11 protein-coding genes are annotated in these 20,342 nt (G+C 38.5%); 6 read left to right on the top strand and 5 right to left on the bottom strand.

The features are described from left to right. Positions 1–67: 67 nt before the first annotated feature. A complete protein-coding gene (locus tag AAOP42_RS05970) occupies positions 68–2,932 on the bottom strand; it encodes a PD-(D/E)XK nuclease family protein (protein WP_349527557.1) in 2,865 nt (954 codons plus the stop codon). A 222-nt stretch (positions 2,933–3,154) separates the two neighbouring features. On the opposite strand from AAOP42_RS05970, the gene AAOP42_RS05965 reads away from it, so the two are divergent. Further along, positions 3,155–11,590, top strand: coding sequence for a choice-of-anchor D domain-containing protein (locus AAOP42_RS05965; protein WP_349527556.1), 8,436 nt, complete (start codon positions 3,155–3,157; stop codon positions 11,588–11,590). After that, positions 11,587–12,498 carry a PorP/SprF family type IX secretion system membrane protein gene (locus AAOP42_RS05960; RefSeq protein WP_349527555.1) on the top strand — a complete coding sequence of 304 codons (912 nt, stop codon included), beginning with the start codon at positions 11,587–11,589 and terminating at the stop codon, positions 12,496–12,498. The genes AAOP42_RS05965 and AAOP42_RS05960 overlap by 4 nt, the downstream gene beginning before the upstream one ends. Before the next feature lie 86 nt (positions 12,499–12,584). On the opposite strand, the gene AAOP42_RS05955 is transcribed toward AAOP42_RS05960, so the two are convergent. The 3 genes from AAOP42_RS05955 to AAOP42_RS05945 form a co-directional block, all read right to left on the bottom strand. After that, on the bottom strand, positions 12,585–13,982 hold the full coding sequence (locus tag AAOP42_RS05955; RefSeq protein WP_349527554.1) for a Fic family protein: 1,398 nt from the start codon (positions 13,980–13,982) through the stop codon (positions 12,585–12,587). A 6-nt stretch (positions 13,983–13,988) separates the two neighbouring features. Beyond that, entirely contained in the window at positions 13,989–14,189 is a 201-nt protein-coding gene (locus tag AAOP42_RS05950) for a helix-turn-helix transcriptional regulator (protein WP_349527553.1), read from the bottom strand. A 217-nt stretch (positions 14,190–14,406) separates the two neighbouring features. Then, entirely contained in the window at positions 14,407–14,607 is a 201-nt protein-coding gene (locus AAOP42_RS05945) for a hypothetical protein (RefSeq protein WP_349527552.1), read from the bottom strand. A gap of 85 nt (positions 14,608–14,692) precedes the next feature. Here AAOP42_RS05945 and AAOP42_RS05940 point away from each other — a divergent pair, with 85 nt between their 5' ends. The 4 genes from AAOP42_RS05940 (at position 14,693) to AAOP42_RS05925 (ending at position 18,368) form a co-directional block, all read left to right on the top strand. Beyond that, positions 14,693–15,514 (top strand): PorV/PorQ family protein, encoded by an 822-nt coding sequence (locus AAOP42_RS05940; RefSeq protein WP_349527551.1) that lies wholly within the window; start codon positions 14,693–14,695, stop codon positions 15,512–15,514. A 20-nt stretch (positions 15,515–15,534) separates the two neighbouring features. Then, positions 15,535–17,613, top strand: a complete 2,079-nt coding sequence (locus AAOP42_RS05935) for a ComEA family DNA-binding protein (protein ID WP_349527550.1) — start codon at positions 15,535–15,537, stop codon at positions 17,611–17,613. 102 nt (positions 17,614–17,715) lie between these two features. Beyond that, entirely contained in the window at positions 17,716–17,973 is a 258-nt protein-coding gene (locus tag AAOP42_RS05930) for a hypothetical protein (RefSeq protein WP_349527549.1), read from the top strand. Continuing rightward, positions 17,970–18,368, top strand: a complete 399-nt coding sequence (locus AAOP42_RS05925) for a type II toxin-antitoxin system VapC family toxin (protein ID WP_349527548.1) — start codon at positions 17,970–17,972, stop codon at positions 18,366–18,368. The genes AAOP42_RS05930 and AAOP42_RS05925 overlap by 4 nt, the downstream gene beginning before the upstream one ends. 116 nt (positions 18,369–18,484) lie before the next feature. Here AAOP42_RS05925 and yidC read toward each other — a convergent pair whose 3' ends face one another. Beyond that, positions 18,485–20,335 carry a membrane protein insertase YidC gene (gene yidC / locus AAOP42_RS05920; RefSeq protein ID WP_349527547.1) on the bottom strand — a complete coding sequence of 617 codons (1,851 nt, stop codon included), beginning with the start codon at positions 20,333–20,335 and terminating at the stop codon, positions 18,485–18,487. Between the last annotated feature and the right edge of the window lie 7 nt (positions 20,336–20,342).

Raw genomic sequence — 20,342 nt, 5'->3', positions numbered from 1 at the left:
CTTTTTATATTATTCAAACATGAGATAAATGCACTGTTAAAAGGACTATATCCATCAACTATAAAAATCACCCCCTCATACAAATCCCTACATACGGGCAAAAGGCACATTTTTTAGTATCGTCTGTTTGGTCAAAAGGTACTTCAGGGTCAAATATTTCACCAACAAACTCTTTGAGCAGATCGGTATATTCTGCTTCCACTTCAGTAAAGTCTTCCACATCAGATTTGCCGTATTTGATTTTCACATCAAAATCATTTGAGAAAATATCCCTGCTGTTAAATATGCCCGGGGTGAGCTGAACAGCCTCCTGAGGGTGGCGTGCCTTGTAGAGCAAACAATAATAAAACACCTGCATCACGGCCTTGTTTCGAGACGTACTTTTTCTATCAAAGAGGCTTTCCATTTTCCCAAACCTGCGCTCATCTCTTCCTGATTTGTAATCCAAAACCCTAACAATCCCTCCCTTTTCGTCGATCCTGTCTATTACACCTTTCAACGCCACTGCAACCTTCTCACCATTCACTTCTATCGGCAAATCAAGCACATATCCGTCTTTTGACCCTGCCTCCAGTGCCTTGACATTAAAAGGAGCATACGCTTCATCATATTTCAAAATAGCTTCTATATACTTTCTAATCACCCTGCCAGCAATGATACTTCGTCCGTTTTGACTCCCTTGATTGGTATCACTCATTTTGTGCTGCGCAAAAGCAAATTCAATGGCCGGAGAAATTAAATTCCTGATGGAAGAAAAATCAGATGCCACAACTATTCTTTCCTCGTCATCAGAATACGCCTGATACAGGTATTCCATAGAGGTGTGTAGCAGGTTACCAAACAAAGCCGGATCAAGGTCATCCGTTACTTCCTCAGGTTCATATATTTTTTCAATATACCTGAAATAAAACTTGAGCCTACAGTCAAGATAGGTATTCAGTGCCGAAGGAGACAATCGGGTAAATTTATTGTCGTCATTTACCAGGTACTCATTGAGCAAATCCAAAACAGAATTGTTTTTTTCGATAGTTATCGGTTTTACAACTGTTGCTTTTACCGGGTTTACCAGAGACTTTCTCTCAATTTTCAGGTTCGATTCAAAAGCAAGCTGTTTCACTAATCGGCTCAGTTCTCCGCTGTGATTGAACTCCGAAATGTTATTGTAATACATGCTCACATTGTCGGCATTTTGCAACAACCTGTAAAAAAGGTAAGATTGGAGGGCGTCATGGTGCTCTGCTACAGGCAGGTCAAATGCTTTTCTTATGTTGAATGGAATAAAAGAACTGTTGCTGCTATCGGCAGGAAAAGTGCCCTCGTTCATAGACAAGATAAATACATTTTCGAAATCCAGGTTTCTGGTTTCCAGCACCCCCATGATCTGAATGCCTTCCAAGGGCTCTCCGGTAAATGGCACTTTGGTACTGCCTCCTATTTGTTTGAAAATCCTGAAAAGCACGTCAATTTCAAGCTTTATGTCATATTGAGTGGCAGTATTCAGAATGTTTTTTAAGGCTAGTCTCAGATGAAAAAGCACTGACTTATCCAGTGTTGATCTCTCCTGATCCATGAACTGATCGATCAATTTTTCAAAATAAAACAGCACCTCTGCGGCATTTTCCTGATGTGTAAAAAAAGCTGTCAGCACCGGACTTTTTTCTTCTATTTCCTGAATAGTCAGGTTTACCCTGTTATTTTCATGTATGTAACCTACCAAATCATCAACTTCAGTTGCAAAATGCATCTGACATACCTCATGATTCAACAACGACAACACATGCTTGAAGTAATGATACTTTTGATCGTCCTTTCCACTTCTGCTATTGACATGCAAATTCAATAGCGATTCGAAGAATGAAAAGTAGCGTGAATTTTTCAACGGATAACCCATCGTAATATTCACCTTCTCCACCGATTTGGGGATTGAATTTAAAAGCGGTAGCAAAAGGTTTTCATCCGGCAACACTATCACCGTATTCTCCTCACTGAAGCCATTAGCAGCCAACTCTTCCAAGCTCTCCCCTACTGCCTTCACCTGCCCCTCTCCCAGCGATACCGATATTACCTCCACCCGTTTCGATTGACTATCAATTTTATTCGGTATTTCCTCGGGAAATGTATTTTTGAAAACAGCATCTTTTTGATATTGCCTGAAAAAATATCCGGATTCCTGATACTCATCTTTGAGATAATAAGCATCCACATCCCAAATCAATTGCGCTTTCTTTTCCTGTAGGTAATACTTAATTATCCGTTCTTCTGAAGCAGTCAGGGCATTAAACCCCGCAAACCAATATTCTCCATCATCATTTTGACCCGCCCTCTCAACAATTTGCTCTGCCACTTCACGATAGATCATTCCTTTATAAGCGATCTGTTCCGTTTTCAGTACTTCTCGAAATTTCTGATACAACTCATTCAGTATTTTCCAGGTACTTAAAAAAGTAGATTGGGTCTTGGATGCCTTGGGTAAAAAACCAGACCAAAAAGACTTGATCACTTTTTGATCTTCTTCGGAAAGAAAGTAAAAGGACTCATCCAGTTCTTTTTGTGATTGTATTATCGTAAAAATATGTTGGGAATTGATGAGATAACTGTCTAGTTCATTGAAGTCTTTGAGTATCATTTCACCCCAGAAGAAAAACTTATCAAACCCCTCAGCATTTTTAATGAGCTTTTTATACACAGAGTATAAAATAAAAAGTGCCTGAAGCTGATCGGCAGGTGTCAGGTCGCTTTTAGAAATAATGAAATCCTCCAGGCTCACAATCTGCGGACTCCAAACAGGCTTGGCAGTAAGCTTACTCAAATGCTTTCTGAAAAACAAGCCAGCCCTTCTGTTGGGAAAAATAATGGTAAGCTGATCCGCATTTTGCCCATATTCATCATAACACCTTTTGGCAAGAGACTCTAAAAACGACTGATTTTTCAAAATGAAATATTATATCTGAAATTTTGTAGAAAAATAATGTAATTGTAATGATAAAACGAACTTAATGATGATTCTTAATAAAGTGACCCAAAGCTAAAATAGCTCAAAAAGCAATGGAAAAGAGATTGTTCATTCTTTGCTAAACAAAAAAACAGAATTAGTTTTGGATTAAGTGGAAAGAAAGTTTTACGCCATTTTTTCTCCCCACAAATGCATCTCATAATGACGAAAAGAATTCTATGGACAAAAACAAGAAATGTGCTCATTTCTATAGCCACAGGACTCTTTTTCTCAAATCTAGCAATAGCCCAAACATATTATTCACAAGGAAGCGGTGCATTTGACAATGCCACAATATGGAATACCCAAAGTAATGGATCCGGCTCTCCTCCACCCGGGGCAACCAGTATCTTTACTCCGGGCACTGTTGATTTTGTTATCCAATCCGGTCATTCAATAACATCCCCTGATGGTAACATAAGTATCAATAATTTAACAATCGAATCGACTGGTGCTTTTGATCCGTATGATAACGATATTATCATCAATGGTATCCCGGATGTTTCGGGTACTTTCAGAGATTCCGGCCCTACTGGTATAAATGTATTTGAGAAACAATTAATTATTCGTTCCGGGGGTTCATTTACATCCACTTTTGGGACACATGAATACAGAGGGGGCATTGCCAATTCCGGCAATTTTAGCACTGGCATAAATACCATTCATGAATTTTCCACTAATACTCAAAGCGTAGTAGCAACAGCGAATGTGAATATGTCCGGATCCATCACTTTCAATGCAAACGTCAACTTTGATGACAGTCCCAATGAAGTGACATTGGGTACCGGAAGCAGCGTAGATATCAATTCGGGATTTACCCTCACAAATAAAATATCTACCGGCTCTCTAAGTATAGAAGGAAATTCACTCACAGTTGATGGTACATTGATTAATGATGCCAATGCTCATGTAAAATTTTGGGCCACAACTGTAGAGGGAAATATTATTGCCAATGCTACTGGAAACACCGTGGAGTATTTTAGAAATGGCATTCAGGACATTCTCAATATCACATATCACAACTTAACAATTGGCTCTATAAGTACAGCCAATACCCAAAAAAACTTCGACGGTAGTTATATCGTTCAGGGCAATCTTGTTTTAAATGACATTAATTTAAATGTAACAGGAACAACTCCATCGCTCACTTTGGCAGGCAATTTAACCGGGTCAGGCACATCCGGTATTACTTCCCCACTTGACTACCTGATAATGAACGGAGGTTCACCGCAAACCATAAACCTGACTGGATTTTCAACATTTGAAGTTGGTAAGCTTACCATTGACAATCAAACGACCATTCAATCTGATATGGAAATTTCCAGTCAGGGGCTAACTGTCAACGCACCACTGATAATAGACAATACTGTGGTGAACATATCAAATGGAGATATTCAAATCGACGAAATTATAACAATTGATGGAGGAAGGCTGGAAAAACGAGGAGATTCCAATTTTTCTACTTCCACCTCTCTTGGTACAACCCGTATGATTGCCATAGCAAATGGTGGAATGGTACGAACCAACAATCCCAGCTCAGGAGATCCGGACACTTACCCTATCGGGACTGGCTCGGTATATACACCTGTTACTGTATCAGCGACCTTCACTTCCGGTGTGTCGCCCTACATAGAAGCTTCAGTTACGGCAAGTGAAGAACCAAACGTAATCTATACAGGTCAATCATTGGCCAAATACTGGACAGTCAATTCAAATAATCTGACTATTTCAGGAGCAACAATTGAAATGACGTATGATGATACTGAGATTGTGGGTAACGAAGCGATTTATATCCCCGGGTACTATGACACTACATGGTCAATTGGAACAACAGATGATATAGCGGACGGAAGCAATATTGCCACCTTCACCCATAATGCAGTTTCAGAACTAAACGGTAATTATACTGCAGGGGAACCAAAAGCACTAGACTTGTATCTGGTCACTAACACCAACGACTCAGGTATCGGATCGCTCCGATGGGCAATGACCAACGCCAATGCAAGCTCAGGTAAAACTATTCACTTCGACCTGCCGGAAATTGGTCCATGGACTATAACTCCATCCTCAAACCTTCCTACACTTACCTCAACAACAATTATTGATGCCACTACCCAAACAGGATGGACATCTACCAATATGATTAACCTGGCTAAGGCAGGTTCTGGTACTTCCGGATTTACAATTAATGCCAATAATTGTGAAATATATGGATTCCAAATTTCTGGATTTTACGGCTCAAGTGATTCCGGCATTCAAATTAATACAGGAATCAATGGAGGCATAATCGGTTCTTCATCTCGTGGAAATGTTATACGAGATAACAACTTTGGAATTTGGAATCGTGCTGACAACATTATTATTCAGGGAAATAAAATAGGCACAAACAATTCAGGTACCCTGGCTAGCCCTAATGATTATGGAATCTACATAAGTAGTGGTACTGGAAATCAGGTAGGCGGAAGTGGATTAGGTGAAGGAAATCTGCTTTCCGGTAATACCAGTGATGGAATTAGAATAATAAACTCGAATGGTAATTTCATTCAGGGAAACTACATAGGTACAGACATTACTGGTGTTTTGACCATCCCAAATGAAATAAGGGGAATTGAGCTTGGTTTTAATGTGGGAAATTCTGCGAGTAGTAATGTTATCGGTGGAAGTGTAGCCGGAGAAGGCAATGTGATTGCTGGAAATAATCAGGCAAATATTGTTATTTTCAATGGTACAGATAACATTATTCAAGGAAATAAAATTGGAGTAAACGTAAATGGAGACATTTTAGAATATGCCCCAGATGATCCTACAGATTATGGAATTTGGCTAAATGGCTTTTCCACTAACCCTATTGTGACTAATACGACCATTGGAGGCTTTGGTGCAGGAGAAAAAAATGTAATTGCCGGGAGCAGGTGGGGTATTACGGCTAATCCCAATTTGTCGTCGGGAGGTGTAGCAAATCAAAATATAATTAGAGGAAACACCATTAATTGCAACATTACTAAAGGAATCCAGCTATTTGACAATGCCAATAATTCCATTATTGCACCTGAAATCACAGGCTACACAACAGGTGCTGGAACAGCCTCCGTAACCGGAACATGTGTATCATGTACCACTGGTGATTTAATAGATGTATATCGTGACAACTCATCATGTAATGTGGCACAAGGAAACGAATATCTGGGCACGGTTACCTTTTCTTCCAGTCCATGGACACTAAGTGGTCAAACTTTATCAGTTGGAGACAGAGTAACAGCTATGGTAACAGATGTGTCAGGTAACAGCTCTGAATTTTTCCTGGCCGAACCCGAAATCAATATATATCAAGGCACAGACAATTCAGGTATTGTCATAACTGATGCACAGACCGGAGTAGTCGATTTTGGAACTACCCCTGAAAGAATTCCAGTTGATATTACATTTACTATTGAAAATACCGGGCTGGAAAATCTGGATATTGCACTCCCTTTAACTGTCTCAAACAGCGGATTTAGTATCCAGACACAGCCATCTGCTACAGTCAACCCTCTGACTGCTACCACTTTTATTGTACGATTAGATGCCAGCAACATTGGTACATTCAACAACCGGACAGTTACCATATCAAACGACGATGCAGATGAAAACCCTTTCACTTTTCAAATCTCAGGAGAAGTTATCGACCCTTACATTGTAACCAACACCAACGATTCAGGCATTGGCTCGTTGCGCTGGGCTATAACCAACGCTAATGCCAATAGTGAACAAACCATTTCATTCAATATACCAAATACAGATTCTGGATACAACATCGGTTCAGGAGATGAAACCTGGACTATCAATCTTACAACAGACCTTCCTGATATTTCTAAACAAGTAATATTAGATGCAACTACACAACCCGGTTCGGGAAATTTCAGAATTGTACTGAATGGAAGCAGCTCATTAACCAATGGGTTCAAGTTTACTGCAGAAGGCAGTGAAATTTATGGCTTTTATATAACAGGGTTTACCCAGGGTATAGAAATAATTCATCTTGGTACAACACCCAGCATCATTGGTTCTCCGGGAAAAGGAAACACAATTGTTAATTGTACCAGAGGCATCAGAAGTCAATTAGCAGATGGCCATACCATACAAGGAAATTATATAGGTACGGATGAAAACGGAACTATCGGAATTGGTAACATAACCGGAATAGATTTTCCAAACAATTCCGGGGCTCACATCATTGGCGGATCCAATGCAGCAGAGCGCAATATTATTTCTGGAAATACAGGTAGTGCTATCGCATTGAACGTTGCTGGCGGCACTCAAATCATTGGTAATTATATAGGTACTGATCCTTCAGGAATGTCGGCAATACCTAATGGTAAGGGCATTACGGTTGGCAACAGTAGCAATAGCAAAATTATAGACAACCTTATTTCTGGTAATACAGATTATGCCATTCATCTTAATGTAAGCAACAATTGTGTCATTCAGGGAAATTTTATTGGTGTTGCTTCAAATGGAACTTCTGCACTGGGCAATGGTATCGGAATTGAGTTTTTAAATTTAGGAACAATAGATAACAATACGATAGGAGGCATAACAACAGGAGAGGGAAATACAATAGCCAACAATACTAACGAAGCTATTCGACTAGCCAATTCTGGTGCAAATGGCAACATTATTATTGGCAATTCCATTTACTGCAATGGTTCTGGAATTTTCCTTAATAGTATAGGCAACAATAACATCCAACCACCTGCAATCCTTGAGGTCACATCTACCACTGTTGGAGGAACAGGCATTGATGGTGACGAAATTCATGTCTATAGAGACAATTCAGATTGTACAGCCATTGGGCAAGGACAGGAATATTTAGGCACAAGTACTGTATCAGGAGGTCTTTGGAGCGTAACTGGTTTATTAGTAACTGAAGGTGATCTTATTACGGCTACTGCAACCAACAGCACAGATGGCACTTCCGAATTTACCGGACAAAACCCATTCATTGTCACCAATACTTTAAACGACGGAACAGGCTCATTGCGTTGGACCATTGACAATGCCAATAATGATACCGGATCAAATACCATTACATTCCAACCCTCACTCAACGGTTCTACTATTATTATGGAAAGTACTGTTTCCATAACATCTGGAAACGGCAATGGCACCATCATCAACGGAGACATTGACAATAACAATGACCCTGATGTCACAATTCAAGCCAGTACCACCGGCTATAGTGGTTTGACCATTAACGCAAGCAACTGTCAAATTAAATACCTGCACATACAAGGCTTTTCAGGAACTGTGCAAGGGGCGATAGCCATTGACGGGAGTTCAGCTACCGGAAATCTAATCATAGGCAATTACCTGGGAACCAACTCATCAGCAACTGGTGTCGGTACGAGCAACTATGCCGGAGTGATTATTGACAATGGTGCTACAGGAAACTTTATTGGAGATGGAACTGCTACTGGCAGAAATGTGATCGGAAACAACACATTCGGTATTTATATAAGAAATGGTTCCGGCAACACCACTATTTCTGGCAACTCTATCGGTATCGCTTTAAATGGAAATACAGCCATTGGCAATATTGGAAGAGGAATTGACATTTTTTCAAGTAATGACACCAAAGTTGGAGTTGCAGGTGAATTGCCAAACGTTATTTCATCCAACTCAAATGAAGGTATTAGGGTAAACGGATCACCTAATACCACCATTGTAAATAATTTGGTGGGTGTTGATATTTCAGGATTATTAGGCCGTGGAAACGGAACAGGTATTGAAATTATAAATTCCAGCGATAACACTCAAATTGGGGACGGAACAATGAGTGGGAAAAATATTATTTCCGGTAATTCCGGACATGGAATTTCTATAGATGACTCTGACGGCACAATGGTGTTGGGAAATTATATCGGTCTTGGGAGCGACGGATCCACTGAACTAGCAAATAACTTTGGTATTTTGATAGATGGCACATCGGAAAGCACTCATATTGGAAATGGCTCTGCCGGCGGTCGTAATATCATTTCTGCCAACACCCGGGGAATCCACATAAATAATGGGCCAACGTATGTATTTGGGAATTTCATAGGAACTGACATCAACGGGACTGCCGATCGGGGCAACCAACTCGCAGGTGTACAGTTGGGAGGAGGAACCGGAAGCCAAATCGGTGGTTCATCTACAGGGAACAGAAATATTATTTCCGGAAATGGATGGGGAATTGGAGTTAGTGCCGGAGGAAATGATATTCTGGGAAACTACATCGGAACTAATACATCTGGCACAGCAGCAATTCCCAATGACAATCAAGGCATCCGGTTAAGTGCAGGTTCAGGAACCAATATCGGGAACGGCACTGCAACTGGAGCTAATATAATTTCAGGAAATACTCTGGATGGCATTTTAATTGAAAATGCCTCAACTACCGATAACACCTTAGATTTCAACTATATCGGAGTGCAACCGGATGGAGTGTCTGATTTAGGAAACAACAGGAATGGCATCCTCATTGAAAGTCAGGCAAATGGAAATTTAATTTCCAACAATGTAATTGCCTACAATGTAAACAATGGAATAGAAATAGGTGAAGTTTTTGAAACCGGAATTGATAATAACACGCTCTCACAAAACTCCATCTACCACAACGAAAACAAAGGAATACTCATTACAAATGGTGCTCAAAATGGCATCTCACCTCCTGTTATATCCAGCGTTTCTTCTACTACAATATCAGGAAAAGGAAACAATGGAGACATTATTGAACTGTTTAAAGACAACACATCAGCAAACCCACAAGGGGAAATATTTTTAGGCCAAGGTGTGGTTAGTTCCGGAACATGGTCTGTTTCAGGAAGCTTCATTCTTGCCGAAACTTTTACTGCTACTGCCACTGATACCAATGGCAACACTTCAGAATTTACTGTTTTAGCTGGTGCAGAACCAGAAATTAATCTTTTTATTGGAACTGATAATACCGATATCGCAATAGTAGATGCTCAAATAAACAATATAGACTTTGGTACTGCTGTCCAAACAAACGATATCATCCAAACTTTTGCCATTGAAAATACTGGAACTAGTATTTTGAATATATCTAGCATTTCTGTTTCAGGAACGGGTTTTACTATCACCAGTGCAATCACATCCATTATGGTTGGTGCTACAGAAATTTTCACCATAACATTATCCGGTAATAATACAGGAATATTTAACTCAACCATTACTATTGTCAACGATGATGCAGACGAAAATCCGTTCTCCTTTCCGATAACAGGAACTATTACTGCTCCGGAGATTAATGTATTCCTTGGTACCGGTAGCTCAGGAACTAGTATTACCAATGGTCAAACGGAAGTAATCGACTATGGCAGTTCAGTAGTAGGAAATAACATTGCGCAGACCTTTGCCATAAAAAACAGTGGTACAAGCACCCTCAATATAAATAGCATCACTTCCAGCAGCAACGATTATAGTGTCACCAATAGCATTAACTCTATTGCTGTTGGTGAAACGGAAACATTTATGGTAATCCTTTCAGGGGATAATGCAGGGACTTTCAATACAACCATTTCCGTTATAAGCGATGATCCTGATGAAGCTTTATTTGACTTTGAAATCACAGGAACAATATCACAACCCACATCACCTGAGATCGGGCTTTTTGTCGGCATTGACAATACAGGAACATCAATCACTAATGCCCAAACAGTTCCTGTTGACTTTGGCAGTGCTATTATGGGCAATGACATTCCTCAAAATTTTACGATAGAAAATACCGGAACAAGCACCTTAAACATCAGTAATATTAGTGTTAGCGGAACTGATTTTAACGTTAGCAATACATTATCATCAGTAGCTGCCGGAACACATGGAGTATTCACTATCACACTTTCAGGGGCAAATACAGGAAGATTCAATACTACAGTCACAATTATAAATAATGATTCGGATGAAGGAGTATTCACCTATCCGATAACAGGACTAATAGAAGGAATGAATGTCATTGATGGCAATAACAGCATACTCTTTTCAAATCAGGAAATAAACCTTGGCAATACCAATTTAGGTGAAAATATTGAAAAATCATTTACTATAGAAAACCTAAGTGTTTCCAATACCCTGGAAATAAACAGTATAGATTCAGACAATCCGGTCTTTGAATTACAAGACATACCTACTTCAGTAGCACCTGAGGACTTTGTCCAATTTAAGATTGTCTTTATTGCTGAAAATCCGGGAAATTACAGCGGAAATATATCGGTATCTACTTCAATTAATGATTTTACTTTTAAGGTATCCGGGGAAGTACTCGAAGGGGCATTGCCTCTTCTAAATGTATATAATGCACTGACTCCCAATGGCGACAGTGTACATGATTTTTTCAAAATTGACAACATTACATTTTATCCCAACAACAAAGTAACTATCTATAATCGATGGGGAGATAAAGTATTCGAACTGGATGGTTATGACAACACCGGAAACATCTTTACTGGTATTTCCAATATCGGGAGTAACAAAGAATTGGATACCGATAATTATTATTATACCATAGACAAAGGCAATGGATCAAGCAAAGAGACAGGATTTTTATACTTAAAAAGATGAAAGTTAAACAAGCAATAATAGTTTCAACCCTACTGATTGGAACAAATGGTGTCGCATTTGGTCAGTTGGGTCCTGTATTCGGGCAATACCTTTTCAATCAGGCATTATTCAACCCGGCATATACAGGAGTAAATGATGCTTTTCATGCAACAGCTATCAGCAGACAACAATGGATCGGAGTGGAAGGTGCTCCTGTCACGAACGCTTTGAATGTGACTTCTTCTTTTATAGATAATAAAATTGGTGTTGGATTACTCATGATCAACGACCAGTTTGGAGTAAACAACAACACAGAAATTCAGGCCATGTATTCTTATCAAATCGAAATGCTCAATAGCAGAAGTCTGTCCTTTGGTTTGCAGACCGGCTATACTACATATCAATTTGATTTTAGCAAACTCAATCTGGAGCAACCCGATCAAGCCCTCCAAACAACAACCAACAATACTTCGGAAACCAATTTTGGAGCTGGTGTTTATTTCCAGTCAAAAAATTATTATGCCGGTATTTCGATTCCCAAAATACTAAACAACAATGAGCTTGATAAAAGCAGATCCCGCTTCAACCAAAAGGTTTATATGAGTGGAGGGATTGTACTTGATCAATTCATTTTATTAAAATTCAAACCTTCTGCCCTGCTGGTATTTGTAGAAGGAGAAATGGCCATTATTGATTTGAATGCTCAGTTTCTATTGGTGGATGCGCTGTGGGTGGGTGCATCGTTGAGAAATTTCAGTACCATTGGCATCAACGGACAATTTAAATTTAAGAGCAATCTACGCCTTGGTTACTCCTTCGAATTGCCTTTCAATGAAATAGGAAATACTGCGTTTTCAACCCATGAATTGATGGTCTCCATAGATTTGGCACTGTTCAAAGGCCAGGGAGTTGGGGTGAGGTATTTTTAGGTGATTAACATCTATGTAAAACCGTAGCTCTGATCGTGCGATTGCTTAGTGTGCTAGATTTCTTATAATTTGTTGCATTTTCGCTTTTAGTCGTTTAGCTGGATGTTTTTTATTAAATAGTTTGAAACAACCCTAACAATATCGTTGACACTTTCCGTCATAAACAAGGTCTTATAATCGTTTTCAATTTCAAATAATATCGTTGATTCCTTCTGATTGCTATTACTGATAGTTCTTCTCCCTTCAATTAGAAGTTTGTATTGAGAATCACCAAATTTGATCGAACAGTCAATGTCAAAATCAATTTTTTTAGACGCTGATTTTAAAGACAAAAATCGTTTAATCCAGGAAATTCTAAAAACATCTTCTTCCTCAAGATCGTGTCCAAAAACTTCATATGGTTTGACAACTACTTCACGCTCTCTAAATTGTGAAAGAAAATTTCTTTCAGTCTTGGTTTTTTCTACTTTACTATGGTTGACTTGATTTTCAGTTTTCGATTCGGCAAAAAAATCATCAAACTTCAAAAAGAATTTTTCCAAGGGATTCCATAAATCGTCATTTATATGAACGTAGATTTCATAAGAAACTTTTGGGGTTCTAAATATCGTTGATTTTGTCAGTTTTTTTCTTTTTAGAATTTCAATCTCTTTTTCTATATCACCATATTCCTCTATATCCTCTCCTTTTCCTGCTTTAATGCTTAATTCCAGAGACCAAACTTGTTGCTTTTCAATGTATTCAACTAGTCCTAGTTTATCTCCTAAATCCGCTTTTTGAAGTACTGTCAAATAGCCTTCCTTATCATCTGATTTGATAATGACTGGTGGGTAATCATTTTTTAGAAGGATATAATTCATAATTAGTCTTGCGACTCTTCCATTTCCGTCATCAAACGGATGAATGCAAACGAATTTGTAATGAAACTCTGCCGCTAAATGCACTGGATGAATTACACCTATATTGTCTCTATACCAAATAATAAGGTCACTCATCAATAAAGGTGTTTCTTCTGGTGAGGCGTATTCATGAATCTCACCATTTCTTAGAAGAACACTATTCGGAAGAGATTTGTATTTGCCAATCTCAATTTTTTTCCGTGACGGATTTCCATTAAGATCAATCGAATCTTTCCAAAAATCCTTAATCAAAATGGTCTTGTTTAGTTCGCAAATGAATTGTTCAGTCAAAGGACGTTCTTCATCTTTTGCCAACTCTTCAATTTGTCCAAGAGCGACATCATGGGCTTTCATTTCTTCAATGTCACTTACCGGAACATCTCCTGAACTTTTATCAAATAGTAACAGTAATTGGGTTTGACCATATGTTAATGTATTACCTTCTAAATGATTTGAGTTGTAGTTGAATTCCAAACGGAATTTCTTTTTGAGATTATTAGCGAATTCTTTGCCAATTGGCGCAAGTTTATCCAGTTCTTCTTTTAAAGAATTGATTTTATCTATGTTTTTGGTGCTGTATAGCATCTCTTCTTATGTACTTTTTATATTAGATTCTAAAAGATCTTTGATATCAACATTTAATATTTCAGCTATTTTATACAAATCTTCAATTGAAGGTTGTCTTCTGTTCTGGGCATAAGAATTAATCATATTATAACTTTTTCCCAATTTTGCAGCTAGCCATGTTTGTTTAATCCCCTTTTCTTCTAGAATTTCTTTGATTTTATTCATATCTCATTTGATGAGATAAAGATATAAAGTACAATAGTCTTTTGCTATTTAAAAGCAAATTATCACTATGAAGCCTAATAATTCTTGATTTTAAACGGAATGTCTGGGCTTCAGTAATACCGCATTTTCAACCCATGAATTGATGGTCTCCATAGATTTGGCACTGTTCAAAGGCCAGGGAGTTGGAGTAAGGTATTTTTAACCATCCTTTTGTGCATCATATCTCCCAAATCGAAAAGTCCTTGCCTTTTCCCTGACCTATTAAAGAAGAAAAATAATACTGCTCCAGCGTATGTAAATCCTTCAGTTTAAACTCATCTTTTGGGAAAATTTCCAGTACTTCAAATTCATAGACTTCTCCATAATTAGTAAGTCGGTATTTGTTGTGGGTTCTTATGTTGTTAAAAGCGATACTCATTCAAGTCAATGACAAATTGAAAAATCCGGAAATGAGATTCAAAATAATTGAATAAAATCTCATTATCCTATATTTTACATACAATATGTTCAAACTAATTGCAAGTATTTCTGTTTGCCTCTTAGGAATATATTCCGTAGAGCTGTCTGCACAAAACGGACGTTTTGATCTTGGGTCAAGGGCCAACGGAATGGGCAATGCTTCCGTTACTCTTGCCGATGGCTGGAGCATGTTCAATAATATTGGAGGGCTTGCCAGAGTGGAAAATACGGTGGCTATGTTCACTTATCAGAACAAATACGGAGTACCTCAATTCAATACTTTCGGTGGTGGATTTGTCAAGCCCGTACTCAAGGGTGTAGCCGGAGTGGGTGTATTCAGGTTTGGTGACGACCTGTACAACGAGCAAAAGATCAACCTGGGATTCAGTAACCAGTTTGGCCTGACCAGCCTCGGACTGAATGTAAATTACCTACAGTACAATATAGAAGGTGCAGGAACCAAGGGAATACTCATGCTTGATTTTGGTGGGCTGGCTACTATTACCGAACAGTTAGTTTTCGGAGCACAAGTTACTAATATCAATCAGGCTGAGCTTTCGTCATTTTCAGGAGAAAAAGTACCTACTGTTATGACAGCCGGACTCAGTTACAGGCCATCAACCGGATTGATGCTCAATGTGGAAATAGAAAAAGACCTTGATTTTGATGCATATTTTAAGATCGGATTAGAGTATGAAATCATTAAAAAAGTAAAATTCAGGACAGGATTGGTTACTGAACCATTCGAAAGTGCTTTTGGAATTGGATTTACACCATCAGCCTTTGATGTGGACTATGCATTCAGAAACAATCCTAATCTGGGCGACATTCACGAACTGACCATTACTTACCGCTTTGATGACTAATGTTCAGATGGCTGATCATATTGCTATTGATAATATTTAGCCACAAAGCTTTTGCACAAGAGCCAATCAGGCCTGAAATAGACCTTCAGGATTTTGCCGAAACATTATTTCAAATTCAAGACGAAGACATCAACTACGAAGATCTCTATGAGTCTCTGCTGCTACTCTATTCTAATCCTCTAAACATCAACAGGGCTACACGAGAAGAATTGTCTTCTTTGTATGTACTTTCTGTCATGCAGGTCAACAATTTACTCGACTATATCAAACAAAATGGAGACCTGGTATCTCTCTACGAACTACAGTCTGTTCCTGGATTCGATCCGTTTACCATCCGCAAAATACTCCCTTTTGTAGAAGTCCGGATTGGCGATGAATACGGTACATCAGGCTCATTGATAAACAGAATTTTCAGAGAAAAAAACAACTACTTTTTATTGAGAACAGAAAGAATACTGGAAACACAAAAAGGATTTACTCCTTCTACTGACCCTGAAGCTTCGAGGTACCTGGGTTCTCCTGTAAAATTGTATGGTAGATTCAGAACAAGTCATTCAAAAGATTTTAGTTTGGGTTTCACTTTTGAAAAAGATGCTGGAGAACAGTTCAACTGGAATCCCGACAAAAAACAATATGGGTTTGACTACTATTCCGCTCATTTTCTCAAAGAAAATGTAGGCAATTTCAAAAAAATAGCTGTAGGTGATTATCAAATGCAGTTTGGACAAGGGTTATTGCTGGGTGCAGGATTTAATCCGGGAAAGGGTTCAGAAACCATCACCACAGTAAAACGTAGCAACTCCGGCATTAAAGCCTATAGTTCAGCACTGGAGTCAGGTTTTATGCGTGGTGCAGCATTCACTTATCGGCTCAACAATTTTGATATAACACCTTTTTACTCTCAACTCAACCAGGATGCCAGCATAAAAAACGATACCACATACACCAATTTTGATGAGTACATCTCTTCGGTGCAACAAACCGGAATGCATCGAACTGCTACCGAATTGGAAAATAAGAAAGTAATCAGAGAAAGAATATATGGGGCAAATATCCTGTACAAAAAACCATCCAACGATCTTCAACTTGGACTAACCTACCTCAATATTGACTATAGTGTACCATTATTTAAAAAGCCAAACAACTACAATCAGTTTGAGTTTCAAGGCAATAACAACTACAACCTGGGAGGTTTTTTCAACTACAACTGGCAAAACTTTCTATTCTTTGGAGAAGGTGCTGTTTCCAAATCCGGTGGTATGGGCTTGGTTGGAGGATTTATTGGTAGCCTATCCCCTATTGTATCTGTCAGTATGGTGTTGCGCAACTACCAAAAAGATTTTCATACTTTCTATGGCAATGCCTTTGGTGAAGGCACCCGCAATATCAATGAAAAAGGAATTTATTGGGGATTAAAAATAACACCATCGAAAAAATATTTTTTCACTGCATACTACGATCGTTTTAGCTTCCCCTGGTTAAAATTCCGAACCGAATCACCTTCCGAAGGTTTCGAATACCTGATGCGATTCAACTATAGTCCTACCCGATCCATCCTCTTATATGGGCAATTTCGCTCAGAAGCTAAGGAACTTACAGTTAACTCTGATGAAGGCAACCTCAATCATCTGGAACAAGGACTCAAAAGAAGCTACCTCTTTAATATAAATTATGACATTGGAAAAGGGTTTTCCCTTAAATCAAGAGTACAATTTAGTGATTACAATCTGGCAGGCAAGAAAACCAAGGGAATGGCCATTGCCCAGGATTTGAACTTCGACATTGCTAAATTCAAATTCAGCACCAGAATAGCCATTGTAGATACTGATGATTTTGAAAACCGCCAATATATGTATGAGAAAAACGTATTGTATGCTTTTGCTATTCAGGGAATATCAGGTCAAGCCATCAGAAACTACCTGATGGTGCAATACAAGTATTCTAAAAAGATCAATTTTTGGCTTAGGTATGCAAGCACTCGTTTTCAGGACACACAGCGCATTATCAATTCAGAGACCTCTTCTATCGGCTCAGGACTCTCCGAAATAGCTGGCAACACCCGATCAGAAGTGAAGATGCAGGTAAGGTATCGGTTTTAGAATCACAGTGTCATCCATTTAAGAGTTTTTGAACCATTATTTCACATGTGAACCGAAATTAATATTATTCGTTAACTTTGGCTGTAATCAATTTTAATAAAGATGAAATCTATCACACTACATAATCTGGATGATGATCTGGTCGAACTTATTGAAAGAGAATCTAAGGATAGCGGACTCAGTTTGAATAAGACCATAAAAAACTTATTGCATAAAGCTCTTGGCACCAATCCTAAACCAAAAAAAATCAGGGAAGAAGAATTCTCAGATTTACTAGGCATTTGGGATCAAGAACAGCTTGATGAATTTACTGAAAATACAAAAGAATTTGGTGAGGTAAATGCTGAGGACTGGAAATGAAAAAAATCCTCTTAGATACAAATGCTTACAGTAATTATTTGAAAGGAGATCAGGCCGTTTTTAAAGAAATTGTCAGTTCAGACAGAGTGTACCTATCAGTATTTGTAATAGCCGAGTTGTTGACAGGTTTTAAAGGAGGCAATAGACAAAAAGAAAACAGAGCTATTTTGGATAAATTTCTATCAAAATCGACTGTAAGTTTTCTAAAAGCCGGAGTTGAAACATCTGAAATATTTTCCGAGTATAAATATCAACTAAAAAATCAAGGCACTCCCATTCCGATCAATGATGTATGGATTGCAGCCCATGTCCGGGAGTCGGGTGCTACTCTAATCACTTATGACAACCATTTTAAGCATATATCCAACCTGAAAATTTGGTCTAATGTTAAATAAAGTTGAATCAATTTTGACACCAAAACCTGAAAACAAAAACAGCAGCAAGGTTCTCTTGCTGCTGTTTTTGTTTAAAACTAATTCCTAACTCCTTAAAAGCTAACAACTACCTTGGTTTATTTCTTCTTCTTTTTCCTTGCCTGATCACTGTTTTTCATGGCGTCTTCCAATTTTTGTTGGAAAGTGGACTTCTTCTTGTTTGCGTTTTTCTTTCTATTTTCCTCCAGTTTCTTCAAGATTTTGTTTTCATCTATAAACTTCCTGAACATGGCTATTTGTCCGAAGGACACAATATTGGAAACAAAATAGTAGAAAGTAAGCCCTGCAGAATAGCTGTTCAAGAAAAACAAGAACATCACGGGCATCATGTACTGCATGGTTTTCATAGGCCCCTGCATCTGTGCTTGCATCTGGCTGTTTGACCAGGTGTAAAGTATCGTTGAAGCCGTCATGAGTAGTGTGAACAAACTTATATGATTTCCATAGAATTGACTCAAAAGTGGAATTTGTGTTGACCATTCAAAAATTGAATCATAGGTTGAAAGGTCATGCGCCCAAAGAAATGCCTTTTGCCTCAATTCGATCGAATTTGGAAAAAAGTTGAACATTGCCAAGAGTATTGGAAACTGCAGCAACATGGGAATACATCCACTTAGCGGATTAATCCCGACTTTGGAATAGAGCTGCATTTGTTCTTGCTGTGCCTTTTGAGCATCGTCACCATGCTTTTCTTTAATGGCATCCAATTCGGGTTTCAATACTTTCATCTTCGCCATAGACATGTGCGATTTGTACGTCAATGGTGACAGAAGAATACGAATGAAAATCACCATCAGGATAATGATAATACCATAATTAGATATGTATTTTTCAAGAAAATGGAAAATTGGTATAATCAGAATCTTATTCACAAAGCGGAACATCTTCCATCCCAGATCTACATTTTCCGCAAACCCATCTGTCACTTTTTTCATAGTGATGTAATTGTTCGGGCCAAAATAGAACTGGAATTTCCCATCTCCTGCCTTTACATCTCCAATCGGTATGGTCAGGTTCATGGTAGCTGTTTTCACTACTGAACTATCCAACTCGTTTATTTCAGTGGTAACAGTGGCTGCCCTGAAGTTGTTTTTAGCAATGATAGCCGAAGTAAAAAACTTCTGATGAAATGCAAGCCAGTTTAGAGGTGCATTGATTTCTTCGGTCTCCTTGTCAGTAGATGTGGGACTTAAATAGTCCATATCCTGGCCTGTAGGTTTGTAATTAATTGTCGATTTTGCTCTGGAATCTTTCAGGTTGTCTTCATAGACTTTCATTTTGTCCACCCAGTTCAACTGTATGTCCTCATTATCAACTATTCCATCCAGACCGGACATTTTTAGATTGTATCCGATCACGTAACCCGTCCCGGGAATGGCATATTGTTGCTCTATGTATCTGTTCCCCTCAAGGTTCATTCTGTAACTAAACCTTAAAGTATCTGTTGCACTTACTTTGCCACTCTTTCCATTTGTAGAAAAATACAACTCTGAAATATTAATCGAGCGGTAATTGCTTTTGATCCAAATGTCCAGATCGCTGCTGTTTTCATCTATAAGCACCAATGGCTTTTTCTCAAAGGTCAAATGCTTTTTCAGTACGAGGCTTTTTATTTGCCCACCTTTTGAAGAAAAAGTCGCCACAAAATCTTCGTTTTCAATTTCGAAGGTTTTTTCTGATCCTGAAGCATAACCAGCAAACACGCCATACTTCTCATTGTTCATTGCGGCCAACAAAGAATCATCTTCCTGTTGAAGAATAGCTGTTGAACCAGCGTTATTCATTGATTGGCTCTGAGTATTAGAGCTTGTTTGTTCTGTCGTTGTTTGCTCTGCTACAGGCTCTGGTATTTCCGGAGAAAAAAATTGGAAATACACGGTCATTAATACTAACATTAAGACCAAACCTATTATCTGGTTTCTATCCATTTCTACT

It is taken from the genome of Reichenbachiella sp. MALMAid0571 (assembly GCF_040151475.1).
Taxonomy (GTDB): domain Bacteria; phylum Bacteroidota; class Bacteroidia; order Cytophagales; family Cyclobacteriaceae; genus CAXBNB01.
The sequence above is the reverse complement of the archived record's forward strand: the minus strand, read 5'-3'. Positions and strand labels throughout refer to the sequence as shown.

Excerpts from the sequence above, each read along its gene's own strand:
- AAOP42_RS05960 (WP_349527555.1), top strand. The coding sequence starts at position 11,587 with ATGAAAGTTAAACAAGCAATAATAGTTTCAACCCTACTGATTGGAACA.
- AAOP42_RS05965 (WP_349527556.1), top strand. The coding sequence starts at position 3,155 with ATGACGAAAAGAATTCTATGGACAAAAACAAGAAATGTGCTCATTTCT.
- AAOP42_RS05945 (WP_349527552.1), bottom strand. The coding sequence starts at position 14,607 with ATGAGTATCGCTTTTAACAACATAAGAACCCACAACAAATACCGACTT.
- AAOP42_RS05940 (WP_349527551.1), top strand. The coding sequence starts at position 14,693 with ATGTTCAAACTAATTGCAAGTATTTCTGTTTGCCTCTTAGGAATATAT.
- AAOP42_RS05925 (WP_349527548.1), top strand. The coding sequence starts at position 17,970 with ATGAAAAAAATCCTCTTAGATACAAATGCTTACAGTAATTATTTGAAA.
- AAOP42_RS05930 (WP_349527549.1), top strand. The coding sequence starts at position 17,716 with ATGAAATCTATCACACTACATAATCTGGATGATGATCTGGTCGAACTT.
- yidC (WP_349527547.1), bottom strand. The coding sequence starts at position 20,335 with ATGGATAGAAACCAGATAATAGGTTTGGTCTTAATGTTAGTATTAATG.
- AAOP42_RS05950 (WP_349527553.1), bottom strand. The coding sequence starts at position 14,189 with ATGAATAAAATCAAAGAAATTCTAGAAGAAAAGGGGATTAAACAAACA.
- AAOP42_RS05955 (WP_349527554.1), bottom strand. The coding sequence starts at position 13,982 with ATGCTATACAGCACCAAAAACATAGATAAAATCAATTCTTTAAAAGAA.